Source organism: Lactobacillus sp. HMSC08B12 (assembly GCF_001808415.1).
Lineage (GTDB): Bacteria > Bacillota > Bacilli > Lactobacillales > Lactobacillaceae > Lactobacillus > Lactobacillus delbrueckii.
Genome location: NZ_KV793189.1, coordinates 1 through 19,886, shown reverse-complemented (window position 1 = coordinate 19,886; position 19,886 = coordinate 1). Strand labels below are relative to the sequence as shown.

Annotated in this window: 17 protein-coding genes and 1 pseudogene; 2 read left to right on the top strand and 16 right to left on the bottom strand. The window is 52.0% G+C overall.

What is annotated here, in order from left to right; genetic code table 11:
- Nucleotides 1-58 precede the first annotated feature (58 nt).
- From HMPREF3168_RS07115 to HMPREF3168_RS07095, 5 genes are all read right to left on the bottom strand, one after another.
- Nucleotides 59-709 (bottom strand): Crp/Fnr family transcriptional regulator, encoded by a 651-nt coding sequence (locus tag HMPREF3168_RS07115; protein WP_070489377.1) that lies wholly within the window; start codon nucleotides 707-709, stop codon nucleotides 59-61.
- A gap of 24 nt (nucleotides 710-733) precedes the next feature.
- The gene (locus HMPREF3168_RS07110) at nucleotides 734-1,015 is read right to left on the bottom strand and encodes an iron-sulfur cluster repair di-iron protein, ric (protein WP_070489375.1); all 282 of its coding nucleotides are present in this window, start codon (nucleotides 1,013-1,015) and stop codon (nucleotides 734-736) included.
- A gap of 50 nt (nucleotides 1,016-1,065) precedes the next feature.
- Nucleotides 1,066-1,293 (bottom strand): heavy-metal-associated domain-containing protein, encoded by a 228-nt coding sequence (locus HMPREF3168_RS07105; protein ID WP_002878072.1) that lies wholly within the window; start codon nucleotides 1,291-1,293, stop codon nucleotides 1,066-1,068.
- Between the two features lie 100 nt (nucleotides 1,294-1,393).
- Entirely contained in the window at nucleotides 1,394-3,244 is a 1,851-nt protein-coding gene (locus HMPREF3168_RS07100) for a heavy metal translocating P-type ATPase (protein WP_070489373.1), read from the bottom strand.
- Between the two features lie 148 nt (nucleotides 3,245-3,392).
- The gene (locus HMPREF3168_RS07095) at nucleotides 3,393-3,953 is read right to left on the bottom strand and encodes a hypothetical protein (protein WP_025895530.1); all 561 of its coding nucleotides are present in this window, start codon (nucleotides 3,951-3,953) and stop codon (nucleotides 3,393-3,395) included.
- A 1,121-nt stretch (nucleotides 3,954-5,074) separates the two neighbouring features.
- Between HMPREF3168_RS07095 and HMPREF3168_RS10775 the strand changes: the two genes are divergently transcribed.
- Together HMPREF3168_RS10775 and HMPREF3168_RS10770 are read left to right on the top strand one after the other, a co-directional pair.
- Nucleotides 5,075-5,344, top strand: a complete 270-nt coding sequence (locus HMPREF3168_RS10775; RefSeq protein ID WP_246825702.1) for a carbamoyl phosphate synthase preATP-grasp domain-containing protein — start codon at nucleotides 5,075-5,077, stop codon at nucleotides 5,342-5,344.
- Nucleotides 5,345-5,467: 123 nt separating this feature from the next.
- Entirely contained in the window at nucleotides 5,468-6,028 is a 561-nt protein-coding gene (locus HMPREF3168_RS10770; RefSeq protein ID WP_246825701.1) for a carbamoyl-phosphate synthase, read from the top strand.
- A gap of 173 nt (nucleotides 6,029-6,201) precedes the next feature.
- Here the strand turns inward: HMPREF3168_RS10770 and HMPREF3168_RS07075 are convergent, their stop codons facing one another.
- From HMPREF3168_RS07075 to pcrA, 11 genes and pseudogenes are all read right to left on the bottom strand, one after another.
- Nucleotides 6,202-6,837: a carbonic anhydrase family protein gene (locus tag HMPREF3168_RS07075; RefSeq protein WP_070489371.1), complete on the bottom strand. Its 636-nt coding sequence runs from the start codon at nucleotides 6,835-6,837 to the stop codon at nucleotides 6,202-6,204.
- A 253-nt stretch (nucleotides 6,838-7,090) separates the two neighbouring features.
- Nucleotides 7,091-7,887 (bottom strand): annotated as a pseudogene (locus tag HMPREF3168_RS07070) (restriction endonuclease).
- 243 nt (nucleotides 7,888-8,130) lie between these two features.
- Nucleotides 8,131-9,486, bottom strand: a complete 1,356-nt coding sequence (gene rlmD / locus HMPREF3168_RS07065) for a 23S rRNA (uracil(1939)-C(5))-methyltransferase RlmD (protein WP_070489369.1) — start codon at nucleotides 9,484-9,486, stop codon at nucleotides 8,131-8,133.
- A 2-nt stretch (nucleotides 9,487-9,488) separates the two neighbouring features.
- Nucleotides 9,489-10,202: a TMEM175 family protein gene (locus HMPREF3168_RS07060; protein ID WP_070489367.1), complete on the bottom strand. Its 714-nt coding sequence runs from the start codon at nucleotides 10,200-10,202 to the stop codon at nucleotides 9,489-9,491.
- Nucleotides 10,203-10,262: 60 nt separating this feature from the next.
- A complete protein-coding gene (locus tag HMPREF3168_RS07055; protein ID WP_003614822.1) occupies nucleotides 10,263-11,189 on the bottom strand; it encodes a diacylglycerol kinase family lipid kinase in 927 nt (308 codons plus the stop codon).
- 35 nt (nucleotides 11,190-11,224) lie between these two features.
- Nucleotides 11,225-12,655 (bottom strand): Asp-tRNA(Asn)/Glu-tRNA(Gln) amidotransferase subunit GatB, encoded by a 1,431-nt coding sequence (gene gatB, locus HMPREF3168_RS07050; RefSeq protein ID WP_070489365.1) that lies wholly within the window; start codon nucleotides 12,653-12,655, stop codon nucleotides 11,225-11,227.
- 5 nt (nucleotides 12,656-12,660) lie between these two features.
- The gene (gene gatA, locus HMPREF3168_RS07045; protein ID WP_070489363.1) at nucleotides 12,661-14,103 is read right to left on the bottom strand and encodes an Asp-tRNA(Asn)/Glu-tRNA(Gln) amidotransferase subunit GatA; all 1,443 of its coding nucleotides are present in this window, start codon (nucleotides 14,101-14,103) and stop codon (nucleotides 12,661-12,663) included.
- On the bottom strand, nucleotides 14,103-14,408 hold the full coding sequence (gene gatC, locus HMPREF3168_RS07040) for an Asp-tRNA(Asn)/Glu-tRNA(Gln) amidotransferase subunit GatC (RefSeq protein WP_003614808.1): 306 nt from the start codon (nucleotides 14,406-14,408) through the stop codon (nucleotides 14,103-14,105). Before gatC ends, gatA begins: the two co-directional genes overlap by 1 nt.
- A gap of 11 nt (nucleotides 14,409-14,419) precedes the next feature.
- The gene (locus HMPREF3168_RS07035) at nucleotides 14,420-15,565 is read right to left on the bottom strand and encodes a CamS family sex pheromone protein (RefSeq protein ID WP_003614815.1); all 1,146 of its coding nucleotides are present in this window, start codon (nucleotides 15,563-15,565) and stop codon (nucleotides 14,420-14,422) included.
- Complete coding sequence (gene ligA, locus HMPREF3168_RS07030) at nucleotides 15,562-17,577, bottom strand: NAD-dependent DNA ligase LigA (protein ID WP_070489361.1); 2,016 nt, start codon at nucleotides 17,575-17,577, stop codon at nucleotides 15,562-15,564. The genes HMPREF3168_RS07035 and ligA overlap by 4 nt, the downstream gene beginning before the upstream one ends.
- A 10-nt stretch (nucleotides 17,578-17,587) precedes the next feature.
- Nucleotides 17,588-19,849 (bottom strand): DNA helicase PcrA, encoded by a 2,262-nt coding sequence (gene pcrA, locus HMPREF3168_RS07025; RefSeq protein ID WP_003614829.1) that lies wholly within the window; start codon nucleotides 19,847-19,849, stop codon nucleotides 17,588-17,590.
- Between the last annotated feature and the right edge of the window lie 37 nt (nucleotides 19,850-19,886).

Sequence of the window (19,886 nt, the reverse complement as noted above, 5' to 3'; positions counted from 1 at the left end):
GTCTATGTCTAACAATTGTAGGGCACTTCATAATCTAGAGGGAGATTTTGCTTGCCTATTACAAGTCCAGCAGGCCGTCTTCGTCGAGGATTTTCACCTGCTTGCCTGTCCTTTTCAGATAGCCCATTTTTTCAAGGAGTTTGAATTTGCGGGAGAGGGTTTCGGGAGTAGTTCCCAAGTAAAGGGCAATATCTTTCATCTTCATGGACAGCTGAACCTGGTCGCTGCCAGCCACCTTAGCCAAGTCCAAAAGGTAGCTAGCCAGCCTTTCTTCGACCCGCTCCATGGCCAGGAATTTGGTCTGTCTTTCGGTGGCCAGCAGCTTCTGAGCGCTGAGTTCCAGCAGTTTGAGGGAGAGCTGGGGATTTTCCATGAGGACCCGGTTGAAGTCGGCCTTGCTCAAGCTGCAGATTTCCGTATTCTCCATGGCCTGGCCGAAGAAGCTGTCGTTTTCCAGGCCAAAAAGCTGCGCTTCACCTTCATAGTCACCCGGCTGGGCAACCCGGAGCAGCTGCTCGCGGCCGCTGGCGGACAGCTGGTAAACCTTCATGTTTCCCCGGGCCACGATCTGCAGCTTTTCATCCCCTGGCTGAAAAATCGTCTCACCTTTTTGATAGCGCCGGTGGCTGGCCAGGGAATTGATCTTAAGCTGGTCTTTTTCTGGCAGGTCCACGAATAAAGGAACCAGGCTGACACATATATGCTGCATTTTGCTCTCCTCTGCTGGTAAAAATTAGCCCTGGACCAAGTGATCGAATTCTTCCAGGGTCTGGTAGGTCTTAGTCATCGCCCCGCAGGCATCGGCCGGAATGGTGTAATCCGCGGTCAAGGACCGCAGCTTGCTGAAGTCGGCAGTTAAGTCTTCCTGGCCGGCTTTCACCTTCTTTTGGATGTCTTCGTAAACCTTGCGGACTTCAAAGACTTCCGGGTGGTGGGCGCCGTGGGCCCTGGTAATTGCTTGCGTATATAAGTCTAACATTTCATCGTTCTTGTCAAAAAATTCCTTGATCATCATTTTTCTCCTTTTTCTTGATTAGTCGTTTTTCTTGTTTTTGCTTTTTTCTCTTATTTAGCGCTGGCCTTCAAGACGTCATAGCCGATATTCTTCACGGCTTGAGTGATCGTGTCCAAATTGGTTTTTTCCGGGTCGAAGTTGACCTTGGCCTTGCTTGCGTTGAAGAGGACCTTGACGCTGGTCTTTTCAACCCCGTCAACATTGGCGATGGCCCCCGCGATCTTCTGCATGCAGGTCGGGCAGGCTAATGTTTCAAGTTGTAAAATTGCTTTTTTCATAATTTCTTGTCCTTTCTTTTTTCTATTGGATACTTTCGCTACCCTTAGTATAAGGGACTGCTGCTTGAGAAAAATTGTTTTCTATCAACTTTCGCGATTTTTATAATTTTGACCGATAGGCCAGAAGGCGCATGGCGTTTAAGATTACAACCAGGATACTGCCTTCGTGGACAAACATCCCGATGGCCATGTTCATCCATGAGCTGGCTAACACGCTGACCAGCAGGACGGCTACGACAGCCAGGGCGATGGTGATGTTCTCAATCATGTTCCGCCGGGTGGCCTTAGCCAGGGCTAGGGCCCGCGGAATCCGGTCAAAGCTGCCGTTCATGAGGACCACATTTGAAGTCTCAATTGCCACGTCAGTCCCGCTGCCCATGGCAATCCCGATGTCTGCCCGGGCCAGTGACGGACTGTCGTTGATCCCGTCGCCGACAAAGGCCACGATTTCACCGGCTGCCTGCCGCTTTTTGACAAATTCGGCCTTGTCTTCTGGCAAAAGCTGGCCATATGCCTCAGTGAGGCCCAGTTCTTCCGCTACCAGGTCAACCGTCTTCTGGTTGTCACCGGACAAGAGGAGCAGGTTCTTGACACCCAGCTTCTTTAAAGCAGCCAGGTCTTCCTTGACCCCGGCCCGGATCTCGTCCTTTAAGCCCAAAGCAAGTTCCAGCTGCCCGTTTACAGCCACCAGAACCAGGGAATTGCCAGCACTTGCCAGCTTTTCCATGTCCCTTTCCATTTCTTTTGTAACTGGTACATGGTACTCGTCAAGCAAGTAGCGGTTGCCGACCAGGACCTGCTGGCCAGCTACTTGAGCAACGATCCCGCCGCCCTGGAGGACCTGGGAAGCTTCAACTTCTTTAGCTTCCAGGTCTTCATAGTAGCCAGTGATGGCTTTCGCCAAAGGGTGGGCAGATTCTTTTTCCACGCTGACCAAAAGCTGTTCAGCCAGCTGGCCCTGGCCGTACTTTTTCACCTGGCTGACCCGGGGGTCGCCGTAAGTCAAGGTCCCGGTCTTGTCGAACATGATCGTATCGACCTTGCTGAACTTGGTGATGACTTCACTGCCTTTAAAAAGGATTCCCTGCTTGGCACCATTGCCGATTCCGGCCACGTTGGAGACCGGAACCCCGATAACCAAGGCACCCGGGCAGCCAAGAACCAGGATAGTTACAGCCAGTTCCAGGTCTTGGCTGATGAGGCCAACAATAATGGCCAGGAGCAGGACGACTGGGGTGTAGTACTTGGAGAAACGGTCAATTAGACGCTCAGCCTGGGACTTGGAGTCCTGGGCTTCTTCGACCAGTTCGATGATCTTGCCAAAAGTCGTTTCATCCCCGACTTTTTCCGCCTTGATCCGGATGGTCCCGTTTTCCAAAATAGTACCGGCATAGACCGGGTCGCCGGGCTTTTTGCCTAAAGGCATGGATTCACCGGTAATGCTGGCTTCGTTGGCCGTCCCGGAACCGGAGACGACTTCCCCGTCAACCGGGATCTTGCCGCCGGTCTTGACCAAAAGGATGTCCCCTTCGTCCAGGTCGTCTAAGTCAACTTCTTCAAAATCGCCGTCTGCCGTCTGCCGGAGGGCGGTTTCTGGCACCATCTCCACCAGTTTCTTGATGGCTGACCGGGTCTTGGCCAGGGTCCTTTGTTCAAGGTAAGCCCCAAACAAGAAGAGGAAGGCCACGATGGCGGATTCTTCGAATTCCTGGATGACGAAGGCACCTAAGATGGCCAGGGTCACCAGCAAGTCGATACTGATGACTTTGACTTTCAGGGCCTGCCAAGCGGATGCGGCGATCGGGAAGCCGCCGATGAGGGAGGCGGCCAGGAGCAGGCCGGACTCTGCTGTTTCACTTTTAATTAACCATTTTGCGGCAAAGGCCAGGACGATTAAGATGCCCGTAATTGCCGTCAGCCGGTTGCGATTTTTCATTAACCATTTTTGCATTGATCTTTTGACCTCCTTGCTTTGATGCTTTTAATATACCGGGAAAGCAGGATTCCCCAATTGATTTCTATCAAGATCGGGATTTTTACAAAAATTTTTTTACGAAAAAAGCCATCCAGGGGAATTTGATCCTCTGAATGGCTTAGTTTTAGTCGACGCGGTTGATTTTACCAGCCGCGATTGGAAGAGTGACGTGTTGGTCGTAATGGTCGTTGATCTTGCCGCCAACGCTTTCTGGCAATTCCAGGTCAGCTGGCACGCCGTGGATGTAGACCACCCGCTTGTCCAGGGCCAGATCCTGGTCATTGAAGACTTCCTTGAACTTGGCTTCCAGCTTGGCTAAGTCGACATCTTTTTCATAGCTGTAGTAGCCGTTTGCATCGGCAACTGGGTAGTTGTCGTTGGGGATGCACATTTCGTGCGGAGCCGCGTCCAGGGGCACCATAGTCGTGCCGGAGACCGGTTCGGTTTCCACGAGGTCGATAAAACCGTCCTGGTTGGTGTCCTGGGCAAGGGTTGGCACTTGGGCATCCTTGCCGTCCGGGAAGCCATGGAAGTGTTCCCAGTGCTGGATGTTAGCCGGGGTGTCGAACATCTCCAGCTTGATGTGGAGCTTGTCAGCAGCAGTCGTGAATTCTACGTAGCCATGAGCCTGGCTGCCAATTTTTTCTGCGTTAAGAGCCGTAATGTCGGCGCGGTATTTAGTCATATTTTTTCCTCAACAAATCATAGTTATCGCTTTAACGTTACTTTAACGTTAAAGGGAGTTTTAACTACTTAAAAATAAGTATATTACATCATGATTATCATGACTATCATGACTATCATGACTATATTGAGTATACCATATAATAAGCTTGCTTGCTATTTATAAAATAACGACTTAATGGAATAAGTTTTATATAAAAATATCAACTATCTACTGTCAGCTTACGCCAGTCATCTTCTAAGATAGCCATCAAGATGTCGTCAGCGTACTTGCCCCTGTCGAAAACTGCATCCCGCAAAACTCCCTCCCGCTTGAAACCAGCCCGCAGGTAGGCTTTTTGCGCGCGGGGATTAAAAGAGAAGACGTCCAGTTCAAGCCGGTGCAGATGCGGAAGTTAGCCCGACGCAGGTCCCAGTCGATTTTATGAATCACGCTCTCGCCAATAATTTTACCGTTCAGATCTAGAATCAAGAAGAAGTATCTGTCCGTTTCTTCGATAGCTTTTAGGAAAAAAGAAGTCACTTCTTCCTTGGTAAAATGCTCTTTGCAGCCAGTCAGTCTGGACACTTCCTGTCCAAGGGACAGTAGTTCTGGAAATAATAATCGTCTACATCACTGGCCTTTGCCAGGCGGATTGTAAAGCCATCTTTTTGCCAAGTTGTCTTCATGTGACTGTTACTCCTTTCGTCCAGCCAGCTCTTTTTTCGTCCAATTTTGCCCGATTTTGAACGAAAGAGCAAATAATTGGACAAAAAAGTCCCTTCACGCTTAAACATGAAGGGACTCTTCTTTATCTTAGTCGGTAACTTAGTCGCTTATCTTGGTCGGTTGACCGACTAAGTTATTCTTTCGTCAGCACGGTCACGCATTCCACGTGCCACGAGCTTAGTTGGTCAATTACACATTGTTGATTAACCGCTGCGCTAGTCGGCTTTTGTTATCTACGTCAAGCTAGCACAATTATTAACTCGGAGCTATAATGCCGGATGTAGACCACCCGCTTGTCCAGGGCCAGGTCCTGGGGGCCGTCCGACGACCAAATTGCCCAGTCCTGGGCGATCAGCCCGCAAAAGGTGGCGGACCTGCGCGAAGAAAACCAGCTCCACCGCGTTTACAAGGAGGTGGTCCCCTCGGCGGGGGAATTTGATGAGCACTCCCACCGCTTTTACGCCACCTTTGAAACCGAAAACGAGAGCGACGCCACCGCCGGCCCCCGGGCCCTGATAGTTGGCGATGGGCCCCGCAAGCTGGGGAACAGTACCGCTAACGATTACGTGTTGGCGATGATTGCCCGCGAACTAAAGCACCACCAGTACCAGGTGGTTAGCCACTCCAATAACCCCAATTCGTTGTTAATGACCCAGTGGTTAAGCGATAAGGTTTACCTCTAGCCGATGACCGAAGAGGCGGTCGCTTCGGTCGCCCGGCTCGAGCGGCCTGACTACGCCTTCGTCCCCGCCGGTAAACAGGAGCTGGGGCGGGCAATTGAGCTGGTCAGCCCCACGACGAAGGTGGTGGTGATTGAAGCCACCCAGATCCCCAAAAACGTGGTTTCCTCAATCCCGACCCTCGAGTTTAACGGCCTCTTTGACGGCCAGGTAGTCTACCAACTGGGGGTTATCGGCGAACTGAAGGACCAGGGAGTTGGTAAGTATCAAACCCTGACCAAGCGTTACCCGGCCCACTTAGAGTCGGACCTGGCCACCAAGGTGACGGCCACCAGTGAACGGGCGATTAGCCAACAGGAAACGCCCGGTTTGTATCAGGTCCTCTACCAAGTCGATGGGGACGCCGAGGGGGTCCACGAAGACGTCTCACCCCTGACGGCCCCAGACATCGCCTTTATGACCAAGGTCTTGGGAATGAACCTGACTGCCATTTGGGTCCGCTTAATGATTGTGCGCTTCTCCGGCCAGGCCTTGGTCAAGGCTAGTCACGAGGGAACCACCTACCACGACGCCATCTACCGGGCCCACTTCCCCTACGCCGATTACCACTTAACCAACCAAAAGTCGGCGCCGGCCACCGTGATCGGGGCGCAGATTGAACGCGCCAACAAAGGGAGTGAACAATAACCCTCTCGCACACATTACCAAACCAAAAGGGGTCGGGAAAAACTCTGTTTTCCCGACTCCTTGTTGTATTCACGAGGGTTAGACAGAAAACGTGGTAAATAACCGCAGGTCTAGTGTCTAAGCAGGCCGAAGAACGGTGCGTCCTAGCTTAGTCATACGACCTGCCGAGAAGGTTATTTCCCACTCTCGTAGTAATGGTAAACCGGGACCGTGATGGGTTGTGGTGCCCGGTAGTTGTCGGCAAACAAGTCGTGAATTAGTGCCAGTGAACCGGAAGAAAAAGGGTGCACGGCGTCAAGCACCACCCAAGTCACGTCCGGCGACAGTGGTGGGGTCGTCAAAGAACCGGTGTAATTAAAGTAGCCCTGGTTGTTAGCGAAGAACTGGTTTAAGTAGGCGGCACCGGCCTGACCGTTAATGACGGGAGCGAAGTCAAAGCCGGCTTCACCATCGGCGGCCCTTATCCCCAGCATGGCTAAGACGAGGGTTTGCCCCTGGTCGTCTTGGTAGACAAAGTGGACCTCGGCGTCTTGCCGCTGGCCATCAAACAGGTGCTCGCTGTGGTCGTGGAAGTGGAGGCGCAAGAAGTGGTAGTGGTGGTTCCCTAGCGTTAAAGTGCCAGCGCCGATAAACTGGTCCCCAGACGAACGGGGGTCGCGGGTCAGCGCCTGGTCGCCGACAAAGGAGACGGTTAATGGCTGGTCGGCGTGGGGGCGTGGGGTAGTTTGCTCTAAAACTATGTCGATGGGTGACTGTTGGCTAGCGGGACCTTGCCACTGGTCCTGGGTCTGGTAATTGATGTATTCCATAAAAAGACACCTCCAAATAATTAACCTTATTATAGCGGGTTATACAATCGCTTTCTAGGGAATTGGGAGAGGCCGGAAGAAAATTAACTTGTCCAGTGTTAGCTAAGCACCGGCCCCTTACGACACCCACTTTTTGATCAGAGCTTCTCGATGGTCGTCATCGTAGAATTCAAAAATGGCGATTCTGTAAAAATTAACCTGTAAATAAATTTTACCATACTGCCCTGGTAGTAGCTCAGCTATTATCGGGGCTTTATTCGTTATCCGTAAAAAAGCCCTTCAGCTTGTAGGTTGTCACAGGTTCTACATAATAGTGGTACTTAGCCACTAGATCGCAAAGCTTGTCCCCATTGATAAGGGTAATTATCCGCGTGCCTGCTTTTGCGGTTTTCATTGCTTCGCGGGTAAAGTCAGAGGTCGTGATGAAGATTCCGTACTCGGCATTATACTTATCCATTGCCCCACGGAACTTATCAATTTCTGGGGCAGAAACTTTACCGTCCCACCGCTTAGTTTGTAAGGCGACCCGGGTTGTTCGAAAATCATCTGAAGTGATATAGCCAAAACCATCTAAGCCACCGTCGCCGACATAGCGGACACCGATATTGTCGTCAAGGTCAACCCCATATGGATCAGCAAACCTCGACTAAATATTTCAAATTTCTGTGGCGGCATCTTGGCTAAGGCTGCTAACAGTTCAGCTTTCCAGGGTTCTTCTTCAATCTCAGTCTCTTCCTCTACATCAGTATCATCGGCTGAATTTTCGGATAGCACGGCCCGCACATCACGAATTGGATCAAAATCTTCTAACTTAGTTGTCCGTCCCTTTTCTGGTAGTTCAAGATTTCGATTATCATCAGTGATGATGAAACCAGTCGTAATCAAATGTTTAACCGCAAAGTTAAAACGATAATCAAACGGACGGTATGGAGTGCCTGTTTTCTTTGAATGCTTAACTTCATCGACCTTATCCTCTGAAATTACTTCAGAGTGGTCGCAAATCTCACGTTTAACTTCCTTGCGTGTTACCCGACCGCCAAGTGCTTGCATCGCTTTTAGCACTTCAATCATAATCAGGTTTTCAAATTCTTCCATTCTATTTATGGCAATTCCCAGTCCCCCCTTCCTAAAAAGTTGCACTCTTACTTTTTAAGTGTACAAAACTTTACCCCAATCTTCTCAATTCATTAAAATTTTTTCACAATAGACAATTTCATCCAAGCGTCATTATGCCTTAACGTCGGCATTAATGGGACCTACGTTACAGCAGGCTAGCCAACCCTTCAGCAAATTTTAATCGATTTGTGTACGTTCTAGCACGGTCACGCATTCCACATGTGGCGTCTGCGGGAACATGTCGACCGGGGAAACCAGGTCAGTCGTGTAACCAGCCTCCATCAAGAGCTGCATGTCCCGTACCAGCGTTGCCGGGTTGCAGGAGATGTAGACAACCTTCTTTGGACCAGTCTTAACCGCGGCATCGATAAATTCCTTGGTCAAGCCTTTTCTCGGCGGGTCGACAAAAATCACATCCGTCTTCAAGCCTTCAGCTGCCCACTTTGGCATCAGTTCTTCCGCCTTGCCGGCATAGTACTTGGCATTGTGGATCTGGTTGAGCCGGGCGTTGTTCTTGGCGTCCTTAACCGCTGCCTTAACCACTTCAACCCCGCGGACTTCCTTAACGTACTTGGCTGCGGACAGACCGATCGTCCCGATCCCGGAGTAGGCATCAACAATCAAATCGTCCTTAGTCAGACCTGCCTGGTCAATAGCCAGCTTGTACAAACGCGGCGTCTGCAAAGAATTAATCTGGAAGAAGGACTGCGGCGAGATTTCAAAAGTCAAATCACCAATCTTGTCATCAATGTATCTCTTCCCCCACAAATGGTAGTCGTGTTCACCCAAGATGACATTGGTTCTCTTCGGGTTATGGTTGAGGAAGATCGACTTCACCTCGGCTATTTCCTTAATTTCATCTACTACCGCGTGCAGGCCTGGGAAGTCCCGGTCCAGACAAACCAGGACGACCATCATGTCGCCCGTAGCCGTCCCCCGGCGGACTTCCAGATATCTTACCTGTCCTTGATGCTTTTCTTCGTCATAGGCCGGAATACGCTTTTCCCGCAAGATATCTCTGACTGCCAGCAATACCCGGTCAATTTCCGGATCATTGGTGAAAAAGTCCTCCAGCGGCACTAGGTCATGTGAGTGCCGGCGGAAAAAGCCAATCTCCAGCTGCCCCTTAACCATTCTGACCGGTACCTGTGCCTTGTTTCTGTAGCCAGTTTCCAAGGGACTTGGCAAAGTTTCCGCTACCTTGATCTGGTCCAAGTGGGCCTTGCTCAAAAGCTCCTTAACCTGCTTTTGCTTGAATTCCAGCTGCTTGTCGTACTTCAAATGAGCCAGGCTGGTCAGGCCGGTTTGCACGTACTGGCGGAGAGGCACCTTGACCCGGTCCGGGCTTTCCTTGACGATCTCAGAAATTCTGGCAAAAGCATAGCTCTTCTTGTCCTTCAAAATCTGCGCCTTGACCACTTCACCCGGCAGGGCGTTGTTGACAAAGACCGTTTCGCCATTAACATGGCCGACCCCCATGGCTTCATATGACAAGTCGGTGATTTCGACTTCGACGATTTCATTTTTCTTCATGATTATTTATCTCCTTTGCGGGCCCGCTGGCTCCGGTTATCTGGCATGACAAAGTTGATGATTGGGAAGGCCAGATACAAAATCATCCCCAACCTTGGCTGGACGAAAGATATCAAAATAAAGACCAAATTGAGCAGGAAGAGCCAGATGATGCGCAGCCAGGAAAACCGACCCCAGAACTTCCGGAAGGTCTTGATATGCGGCAGTGAGCTCCGCATCCCCACAATTTCCGTTGCCAGTTCAAAAATCTGGACCAAAAAATAGACGATCCCATAACAGACCACGCTCAAGACCGATAAATCCCCCATGATCCACTTTGTCATGACGGGAATCAGCGACAGACTGGCCAGAAAGGCAAAGTCACAGACCATGGTCATCTTGCCGGCCCGCATGATATGGAAACTGAAGGTATAGTGGATTTCATACCAGAAATTGGCTACTACGAAAAATGAAATCAAGTATATAAAAATCTGGCTGAAAAAGTCCTGGTAGGCACTCTTGGACAAGGGATCCGCGATCTCCACCAACACAATGGTGATGATAATGGCAATTACCCCGTCGTTAAACGTCATCACGTGTTCGGCCAATTTGGCTCCGGACTCCTTAATGGCCTTTTCCCGGTACTGGCGCAGCTGATCCCACTCGCTCTGCTCTTCTGGCGACAGAGGCTGCAGAGACCGCTTTCTTGCTAATTCTTTCTTTATATTGGTTATCATGCTTTTCCTCTAAACACAAAAATAGAGTCTGACAGAAGGTCAAACTCTATTATAACAGTTCTAACCGACGTAGAATTCGATCCGTTCCCGCAAGTTTTCAAAAGTTACCGGGAACATGCCGCCTTCTTCCCCGTCCAGGTTGACGGAAAGCTTGTCATCGCGGTTGTGGCCGATCAATTCCGCCTTCAGACTGGTCGTCTTGGTGTAGATGATGTTCGGGTCGTCCACGTGCTTGCCGTTCAAAGCCAAAGCCATCAGCCGGAGCAGGTTGCCCGGGTCGCTTGGCTTGACCACGATCAGCTGGAAGAGACCGTCTGAAAGTTCCGCGTTTGGCATGATCTTTTCAAAACCGCCAATGGAGTTAGTCATCCCCAATAAAAGCAGAGACAGCTTGCCTTCGTAAACGCCCTTGTCAAAAGTCAGCCGCATTTCGCATTCGCTAAGGTTTGGCAGCATTTCCGCCCCCTTGATTAGGTAGGCAGCGTAGCCCAGGGCGGACTTGACGTCTGAAGAAACCCCGTAGGTCAGTTCCGCCAAAGAGCCAGCAGCAGCGATGTTGACGAAGTACTTCTGGCTGCCGTCGCCGAAGTCGGCCCGGCCCACGTCCATCTTCTGCACCTTGTCCTTAAGAATCACTTTAGCCGCCGCAACCACGTCGTCGCGCGGAATCTTCAAGGCTCTGGCGTAGTCGTTGGTCGTCCCCGCCGGGATGATGGCCATGCGCGGGCGCTCTTCCTTAGGCAAAAAGGCGATCCCGCTCACGACTTCGTTGATCGTGCCGTCCCCACCGGCGGCCACGACCAGTGAAAAACCTTCCTTGGCTGCCCGGGTTGCTTCATTTTGAGCACTGAGCGGAGCTGGCGTGGTTCTGAATGCACTGGCTTCATAACCCGCTTGTTCCAAAATATCCAAAATATCAGAAACGTTCTTCGGCATCTGTTCATGCCCTGAGACCGGATTGTAAATCAAGCGCGCGCGCTTAGTCATCTGCTTCACCTTTTTCTAAAAAATTTTCTCCTGCCTTAACGGCTGGCCAGGTCGGCCAAGAGGAGCTTGTTGATCACCTTAGGGTTGGCCTTGCCCCGGGTCTGCTTCATGATTTGCCCAACCAGGAAGCCGATAGCCCGGTCCTTACCGTTCTTGTAGTCTTCAACAGACTGCGGGTTGGCGTCAACAACTTCCTTGACCATTGGTGCCAAGACGCTTTCGTCTGACAATTGCGCCATGCCGTTTTCTTCAACGTACTTCTTCGGGTCAGTGCCGTTGGCAACAGTTTCCGCGAAGACCTTCTTGGCGATCTTGGATGAGATCGTCCCGTCAGAAATCAGCTTGATCATGGCTGCCAGGTTTTCTGGAGTCAAGGCAATGTCCTTGAGTTCAGCATGCTTTTCGTTCAAGTAGCCGTTAACCTGGGTGTTCATCCAGTTAGCTGCTTGTTGCGGGTCAGCACCAGCTGCTACAGTAGCGTCAAAGAAGTCTGAGCTTTCCTTGTTTTGCAGCAAAACATTCGCGTCGTATGGCTTAAGGCCGTATTCATCAACGTAGATCTTCCGCCGGTCGTCAGCCGTCTTTGGCAAGTTGGCCGCGATTTCATCAACCCATTCCTGCTTGATGTGGTATGGAGCCAGGTCTGGTTCTGGGAAGTAACGGTAGTCCGCGTCCCCTTCCTTGACACGTTCCAGGACAGTCTTGCCCGTGTTGGTGTCAAAACGGCGGGTGGACAGGCGAACCCGGCCACCGGACAGGAGGATTTCCTGCTGACGCTTTTGTTCGTAAGCCAGGGACAGACGGACGTGTTCAAAGGAGTTCAGGTTCTTCATTTCAACCTTGGTCCCGAATTCCTTCTGGCCAGCTGGGCGGATGGAGATGTTGGTGTCAATTCTCATTGACCCTTCTTCCATCTTAACGTCAGAAGCCCCGGTAAATTGTACGATTTCCCGCAGCTTTTCCAGGTAGGCAACAGCTTCGTCCGGGTCAGTCATTTCTGGTTCAGAAACAACTTCCAAAAGCGGTACCCCTTGCCGGTTGTAGTCAACGTAGGAGAAGCCGTTGGTCCCGTGGGTGTTCTTACCGGCGTCTTCTTCGATGTGCATTTCGTGGATATGGATCTTCTTCTTCTTGCCGTGAACTTCGACTTCAACATAGCCGTTTTCAGCCAGTGGCTTGAAGAATTGAGTGATTTGGTAAGCCTTTGGGTTGTCCGGGTAGAAGTAGTTCTTCCGGTCAAAGTGGGTTACCGGGTTAACGTGAGAGTGGGTGGCCAAAGCGACCATCAAGCCCAGGCGGTAGACTTCCTTGTTAACCATTGGCAAGGTACCTGGGTAACCCCAGTCAATAACGTTGGTTTCGGTGTTTGGCTTGGCCCCGTAAGTTACTGGTGAAGGTGAAAAGATCTTGCTCTTGGTCTTCAACTCAAAGTGGACTTCCAGACCGATAGTTGACGTAAAATTCATTTAAATTAATCCTCCAATCCAGCTGGTGTTTGTTCGTAGAACTTGTTGCTGCGTTCGATGAAGTCAGCTACTTGGAAGACATGGCCTTCGTCAAAGCGCTTGGCCATGATTTGGAAGCCGACCGGCATCCCCGTCGTTTCGCTCAAGCCGGCTGGCACGCTGGCTGCCGGAATCCCGGCCATGTTGGCGGAAATCGTCAAGATGTCGTTGTTGTACATCTTGACCGGGTCAGAAATTTCTGAGTTCAAGTCAAAAGCAGTTTCGGTAGAAACCGGCCCGACAATAACATCGTTGTCTTCGAAGATCTTGCCGAAGTCTTGGCAAATCAAGGTTCTTACCTTGGCCGCCTGCAGGAAGAACTTGTCATAAGCGCCGGCGGACAGGGCGAAGGAACCCAGCATGATTCTCCGCTTTACTTCGTCGCCAAAGCCTTCTGACCGGGACTTGAGGAAGACTTCGTCCAGGTTCTTGGCTTCTGCCCGGTAACCGTAACGGATCCCGTCGTAACGTTCCAGGTTGGCTGAAGCTTCACTGGAAGCGATGATGTAGTAAGTTGGCACCACGTACTTAGTGTGCGGCAGGGATACTTCGTTGATAATGGCCCCATTTGCCCGCAGAAGTTCGATTTGAGCTTCAACTGCCTTGCGGACGCCTTCTTCAACGGCGTCGCTCATGTATTCCTTAGGAACGGCAACCCGCAGGCCCTTGACGTCCTTGCCCAGGAAGCTGGTGTAGTCTGGGACTTCCTTTTCTGAAACAGTAGCGTCGCGGTCATCAGCCCCGGCGATCACGTTCAGAACTTCAGCTGAGTCCTTGACCCGCTTGCTCATCACCCCGATTTGGTCCAGTGATGAGGCAAAAGCGATCAAGCCCCAGCGGGATACCCGGCCGTAAGTCGGCTTGATCCCGAAGATACCGTTGAAAGATGCTGGCTGGCGGATTGAACCACCGGTGTCACTACCCAGGGCAGCAACCACTTCACCGCTGGCAACAGCCGCTGCAGAACCACCGGATGAACCGCCTGGCACCTTGTTTAAGTTCCATGGGTTCTTGGTGTCACCGAAGTAAGAAGTTTCAGTGGATGACCCCATGGCGAATTCGTCCATGTTGGTCTTGCCGATGATGGTAGCTTGGGCTGCCTTCAGCTTGGCAACAACAGTTGATTCGTAAACTGGTTCAAAGTTGTACAAAATGTGGCTGGCTGCCGTCGTCTTCAAGCCATTGGTGATGATGTTGTCCTTGATGGCAATCGGCACGCCGGCCAATTTGTTGTTAAAGTCAAGGTCTTCTGCTGGCTGGGCGTCTTCATCTACAGTGATGAAGGCGTTGATCTTTTCGTCAGTCTTTTTGATGTTGGCGATGGTGTCCTTGGCCAATTGGTCAGTAGAAACAGCGCCGCTCTTCAGCTTGTCGTTTAAAGAATCGATCGTTTCGTTTAAGTAGTTCATTATTGGTTATCATCCTTATCGATAATTACAGGCACCTTGACAAAACCATTGCTCTTGTCAGGAACGTTCTTCATCATTTCTTCGCGGGTCTGCCACTTTTCAGGAACGTCTTCTCTGAAGACAGTGTCGCGATCAACTACTTGCACCGTTTCTTCAACGCCAGTCGTGTCAACGGCTTGAAGTTCTTCAGCCATTTCCAGGATCTTCCCCATTTGCGGGGTGAACTTGGCCAGTTCTTCTTCGCTGAATTCAAGCTTGGCTAATGCCGCAACGTGCTTGATAGTATCATTTGTTACCTTTTCCACTTATGTACCTCCTAATTACCGCCATAGATGTGCATCCGATAAGACCCGGTGGCCGTTTCCTTGGCGACGACCGCTTGGGTGTCGTTGACCGAGGAAATGGTGATTTCAACCGGTGAGCTGGTTCCCAGATACTTCTTTGCCCGGCTCATAACCGTCTGGGCAAAGCTTTGTACCTGCAGATAGCCGTAGAACTGCGTGGTGATGGCGATGCTTTCGTAAGCCAGCTTGCCATCGTAGTAGCGCAGAGTGGCCGTGACCCCAGAAACGTTCGGGAAGTAATCCTCAATTTCATCCTTAAAGCTGGTGAATTTGGATTCGTCACTGGCACTGACCGCGCTGGCTCCATCGGCTGTCGGCAGCACCTGGGTCTTTTCGTTCACGGAACTCCATTTAGATATTTTACTACTATTTGCGCTAGCTGTCCCATATGAGAAGTAAGTTCCCCCAACTAATGAGTCGGTGTCGGTCTTAGAGAAAAGGCCAACCATGATCGGGATATTCTTAAGCTTCTTCTTGGCGTGCAAGCGGGAGACGATCGTGTTGGCCGTCTTCTGCCCGAAGGCCCGCCGCTTGGCCAGGGAAATCTTAGTGCTGTATTCGGCCCCGTCAGTCGTCTTGGTGTAGTAGTCGACTGAGTTGAGGCCCAGGCTGATGCTGATGCCGGCCAGCTTGTAGCTGGACCCGCTCTTGACATAGAAGTCTTCTTCCATGATCTGCTGCAAGATGATCGGGTTTCTGGTCGTTGACCCGGTCTTGCCGTTGTTCTTGAGGTTCAGCCCATCTTTGTTGCTCTTTGAATACCGGCCCAGCCAGTTGGTGACCGTCGTTTCGTCGAGCTGCTGGCCTTCCTGGATGACATAGTCCTTGGTTGAGAAGACCTTCTTGGAGACCCGGATCAAGCCCCGTTCCATGGCCGACTCGTCCACGCTGTTGTCATAGTTGGTGGCTTCCAGGCCGGAGATCGGGCTGGTCTTGTAGACCCCCTTTTTCAAAAGGACGGAGTAGCCGCCGTCAGTGCTGGAAGTCGTCTCGTACTTCTTCGCCTCGCTGGTCGTCGTCGTTGAGTTGCTGGCCAGGTCGGAATTCTTCAAGTTGCCGCAAGCCGCCAGCAGGAGGCTGCAGCTTGCCAAAGTTATTGCCTGTAAAAATCTCTTCACTTTTCCGTGTCCTTCTCTTCGATCTTAGAGATTGCTTCTGCCTCCGTTAAGCGCGGAATATCCAGGGCTTCTGCCTTGGCCAGTTTGCTGCCGGCATCTTCCCCGTAAACCAAGCAGTCGGTCTTCTTGGAGACTGACCCGGTCACCTTGGCTCCCAGGGCCTGCAGCTTCTTGGTAAACTCCGCCCGGCTATAGTGGGCCAGTTTCCCGGTCAAGACCACCGTCTTGCCCTTGAAGAAGTTGTCTGCGGCTTCCCCGTCTTCGCCTAAGTAGTCCATGTTGACCCCGGCCTCTTCCAGCCGGGCCAGCAGCTTCTTGGCTTCTTCCTGCTGGAAGTAAGCCGTCAAAGACTCAGCAATCGTCATTCCTATTGTATCGATTGCCGTCAGTTCTTGCACGCTTGCTGAAGCAATTTTAGACATATTTTTAAATTTCCGGGCAATCAATTGGGCGGCTTTCCCGCCTACATTGTCGATCCCCAAGCCAAAGAGGACCAGCTCAACGGAATTCTTCCGGCTTTGGTCAATGGCCGCCAGGAGATTGTTGATCGACTTCTCCTTAAAGTGGTCCAGCTGGCTCAAGTCGTCGGCTGTCAGATAGTAAAGGTCAGCTACATTGTGCACCAGGTCCTTGGCGATCAGCTGCTTGACGATCTTTGGGCCAAGGCCAGCGATGTTCATGGCCTGCCGGGAGGCGAAGTGGGTAATCCCTTCTTCAACTTGGGCCGGACAGGACGGGTTAATGCAGCGCAAGGCTACTTCTTTATCCAGGTGAACCAGGTCTTCCCCGCAGGAAGGGCACTTAGTTGGCACTTCATAAGGAACAGAGTCTTCTGGCCGCTTGCTTAAGACAACTTCGGAAATTTCCGGAATGATGTCGCCGGCCTTGTGCAGCTTGACCGTGTCGCCCAAGCGGATGTCCAATTTGGCCAAAAGGTCCGGATTGTGCAAAGAAGCCCGGGCTACCGTGGTCCCTGCTAATTGCACCGGATCCATCACGGCAGTCGGGGTCACGACCCCGGTTCTTCCCACGGTCCATTCAATCTCCCGGACTACTGTTTCTTCTTCTTCCGGCGGGAACTTGTAGGCAATTTCCCAGCGGGGCACCTTGACGGTGTTGCCCAAGTCCGCCTGCAGGGCCAGGTCATCGACTTTCAAGACAATGCCGTCGATCACGTAAGGCAGGCTGTCGCGCTTTTTGGTAAATTCGTCGATATAGTCGTAGACGTCTGCCAGATTTTCCAGCCGGCGGCCGTTTTCATTGGTATGAAAACCCAGCTTGGCCATTTCCCCGATCGCCTGGTGCTGGGAGTCGATACCGGCAGGTGGGTTGATCCAGGTATAGATAAAGGTGCTCAGCTGCCGCTTTTTGGTCACCTTCGGGTCCAGCTGGCGCAGAGAACCAGCCGCGGCATTTCTCGGATTGGCAAAGATGCTCTCCCCGGCCTCATCCCGCTCCTGGTTCAATTTGGCGAAAGCCTCCTTGCTCATGTAGCATTCCCCCCGCACTTCGGTGGTAATGGCTTTCGGCAATTTCTGGGGCACGTCCTTGATATACTTGACATTCTTGGTCACATCTTCGCCAACCTGGCCATTGCCCCGGGTTGAGGCTCGCTTTAAGCGCCCTTCTTCATATTCCAAAGACAGGGACAGGCCGTCGATTTTCAATTCGACATTGTAGGCCACAGGGTGGCCGATGGCTTTTTGCACCCGCTGGTCAAATTCCGCCAGCTCTTCTTTGGAAAAAACGTCCCCCATCGACAGCATTGGCACTGGGTGCTCAACCTTGGGCAGGTCGCTGTTGACCTCGCCGCCGACCCTCTGGGTGATGGAGTCAGCTGACTTTAATTCCGGATAGGCAGCTTCCAGTTCCAGCAGGCGGGCGTATTTTTCATCATAAACGTGGTCTTCAACCACCGGAGCGTCCTGCTCATAGTAGGCCTTGGCCCACTGGTCCAGCTGGGCCCGCAATTGGCGGACTTCCTGTTTTGCTTCTTCTAAACTTTCAGCCATGCTTCTTCACCTAAATTTTCTTGATCGGGGCAAAAGCCGCCAGCAGGCGCTTGTTGCCCTTGCTTGCAAAAGCAATGTCCAGTTCCATGTCTTCGCCAGAGCCGGTGACCTTGATGACCACGCCCTTGCCCCAGCTCTTGTGCTCTACCTGGTCGCCAGGGTGCCAGCCCTTCTTTTCAGCGCCGACGGCCCCGGCTGCCTTGCTGGCCCGGTGGATCTTAGCCGGCTGAGCAGCTTTGGCTTGGGACTTTTTGGCAAAAGGCAGCCGGTCCAGGTCTAAGAAGGAAGTGCTGGACTTCGGGGCAGTTGAAGCCACGATGTCCAGGTCCTCATCCTTGATTTCACCGATGAAGCGGGACTGGGAATTATACTGCTTGCTGCCGTACATCATCCGGGTGTAAGCCGAAGTCAAGTAAAGCTCTTCCCTGGCCCGGGTAATGCCCACGTAAGCCAGGCGGCGTTCTTCTTCCAGCTGGTTCGGGTCTTCGTCCTTGATCGCCCGGGAAAGCGGGAAGATGTTGTCTTCCATCCCGATCAAGAAGACGACTGGGAATTCCAAACCCTTAGCCGCGTGCAGGGTCATCAGAGTTACCCGGTCATCGCTTTCTTCCAGGTCATCCTGGTCGCTTAAGAGGGATACTTCCGCTAAAAAGTCACTCAAGCGGCTGCTGTCCGGGTTTTCTTCTTCATTGTAATTGTCGTCAAAGCGCTTGGTAACCGTAGCGAATTCCTGCAGGTTTTCCAGGCGGGCGGCAGCTTCCAGGGACCCTTGAGCTTCTTCCTCCTTCAAGGCTTTGATGTAGCCGAAGTCTTCCAGGATCTTGTCGGTCAGTTCACTGACCGTGTGGTCTTGGGCGTAAGCAATGGCGGCAGTCAGCTGGTCGCTGAAGGCCAGGAGCTTTTTGGCAGCGGCGGAAGAAATCGGAGCCAATTCGACATTGCGTATGGCTTCGTAGATCCCGCCCCCCATTTCGTCGGCGAAGGCAGCCAATTTGCTAGTCGTAGCCTGGCCGATCCCCCGCTTTGGGACGTTGATGATCCGGTTGAAGCTCATGGAATCGCTGGGGTTGGCCACCAGCTTGAGGTAGGCCATGATGTCCTTGATTTCCTTGCGGTCGTAGAACTTGTGCCCGCCGACGATCTGGTAAGGGACATTGGCTTCAACCAAAGTTTCTTCCATCCCCCGGGACTGGGCATTGGTCCGGTAAAGGACGGCAAAGTCCTGGTAGCGGCGCTTCTTTTGGTCAACTTCTTCCTTGATCTTGGCAAGGACGAAGCGGGTTTCGTCCCGGTCGCTCTGGGCCTGGTAGTAGTGGACCTTTTCCCCGTCGCCCTTGTCAGTCCACAGCTTCTTGGCCTTCCGGTTTTCATTGTGGTCAATGACCGAGTTGGCCGCCTTCAAGATGTGGCCGGTTGACCGGTAGTTCTGCTCCAGTTTGACAGTTTGGGCATTCTTGTAGTCATGCTCAAAGTTGAGGATGTTTTCCATGTTGGCTCCCCGCCAGCCGTAGATTGACTGGTCGGCATCCCCGACAACGCAGATATTGTGGTAGCCGTCAGCCAGCAAGCGGCAGAGCTCGTACTGGGCCTCGTTGGTGTCCTGGTATTCGTCAACCAGCAGATAGCGGAACTTCTGCTGGTAGTAAGCCAGGGTATCAGGACTGGCCTTAAAAAGGGTCAGCGTCTGCATGATCAAGTCGTCAAAGTCCAGGATCTGGTCTCTTTCCAGGCTGGCCTGGTATTTCTTGTAGACGTCGGCGACAACTTTTTCAAAAGGACCGACCGCGCTGGCCTCATACTGCTTCGGGGTCTGCAGGCGGTTCTTGGCATTGGAGATCTGGCTCAAGATGTTGCGGGGCAGGTATTGCTTGGGATCCAGGTCCAGCTGGCGGAGGATGCGCTTGACCAGTGTCACCTGCTCCGAAGGGTCGGCGATGGAGAAGTCCCGGTCATAGCCGATCAAGTGGCCGTCCCGGCGGAGGATGCGGACGCAGAGGGCGTGGAAGGTGGACATCCAGATGCTTTCAGCCTGGTCGCCCAGGAGCTTGACTTCTCTTTCCTTCATTTCTTTAGCGGCCTTGTTGGTGAAGGTGATGGCCAGGATGTTCCAGGGAGCAACCCGCTTTTCTTCCACCAAGTAGGCAATCCGCCTGGTCAAAACTGAGGTCTTCCCACTGCCGGCCCCGGCGATTACCAAAAGGGGCCCTTCAGTCGTCTTGACTGCCTGGACCTGTTGCGGATTCAAACCTTGTAAAATCGTTGCTTCAGACATGCTTTACCCGAATCATAAAACTTGCTAAATCTTGATA

Excerpts from the sequence above, each read along its gene's own strand:
- HMPREF3168_RS07115 (WP_070489377.1), bottom strand. The coding sequence starts at position 709 with ATGCAGCATATATGTGTCAGCCTGGTTCCTTTATTCGTGGACCTGCCA.
- HMPREF3168_RS07110 (WP_070489375.1), bottom strand. The coding sequence starts at position 1,015 with ATGATGATCAAGGAATTTTTTGACAAGAACGATGAAATGTTAGACTTA.
- HMPREF3168_RS07105 (WP_002878072.1), bottom strand. The coding sequence starts at position 1,293 with ATGAAAAAAGCAATTTTACAACTTGAAACATTAGCCTGCCCGACCTGC.
- HMPREF3168_RS07100 (WP_070489373.1), bottom strand. The coding sequence starts at position 3,244 with ATGCAAAAATGGTTAATGAAAAATCGCAACCGGCTGACGGCAATTACG.
- HMPREF3168_RS07095 (WP_025895530.1), bottom strand. The coding sequence starts at position 3,953 with ATGACTAAATACCGCGCCGACATTACGGCTCTTAACGCAGAAAAAATT.
- HMPREF3168_RS07075 (WP_070489371.1), bottom strand. The coding sequence starts at position 6,837 with ATGGAATACATCAATTACCAGACCCAGGACCAGTGGCAAGGTCCCGCT.
- rlmD (WP_070489369.1), bottom strand. The coding sequence starts at position 9,486 with ATGAAGAAAAATGAAATCGTCGAAGTCGAAATCACCGACTTGTCATAT.
- HMPREF3168_RS07060 (WP_070489367.1), bottom strand. The coding sequence starts at position 10,202 with ATGATAACCAATATAAAGAAAGAATTAGCAAGAAAGCGGTCTCTGCAG.
- HMPREF3168_RS07055 (WP_003614822.1), bottom strand. The coding sequence starts at position 11,189 with ATGACTAAGCGCGCGCGCTTGATTTACAATCCGGTCTCAGGGCATGAA.
- gatB (WP_070489365.1), bottom strand. The coding sequence starts at position 12,655 with ATGAATTTTACGTCAACTATCGGTCTGGAAGTCCACTTTGAGTTGAAG.
- gatA (WP_070489363.1), bottom strand. The coding sequence starts at position 14,103 with ATGAACTACTTAAACGAAACGATCGATTCTTTAAACGACAAGCTGAAG.
- ligA (WP_070489361.1), bottom strand. The coding sequence starts at position 17,577 with ATGGCTGAAAGTTTAGAAGAAGCAAAACAGGAAGTCCGCCAATTGCGG.
- pcrA (WP_003614829.1), bottom strand. The coding sequence starts at position 19,849 with ATGTCTGAAGCAACGATTTTACAAGGTTTGAATCCGCAACAGGTCCAG.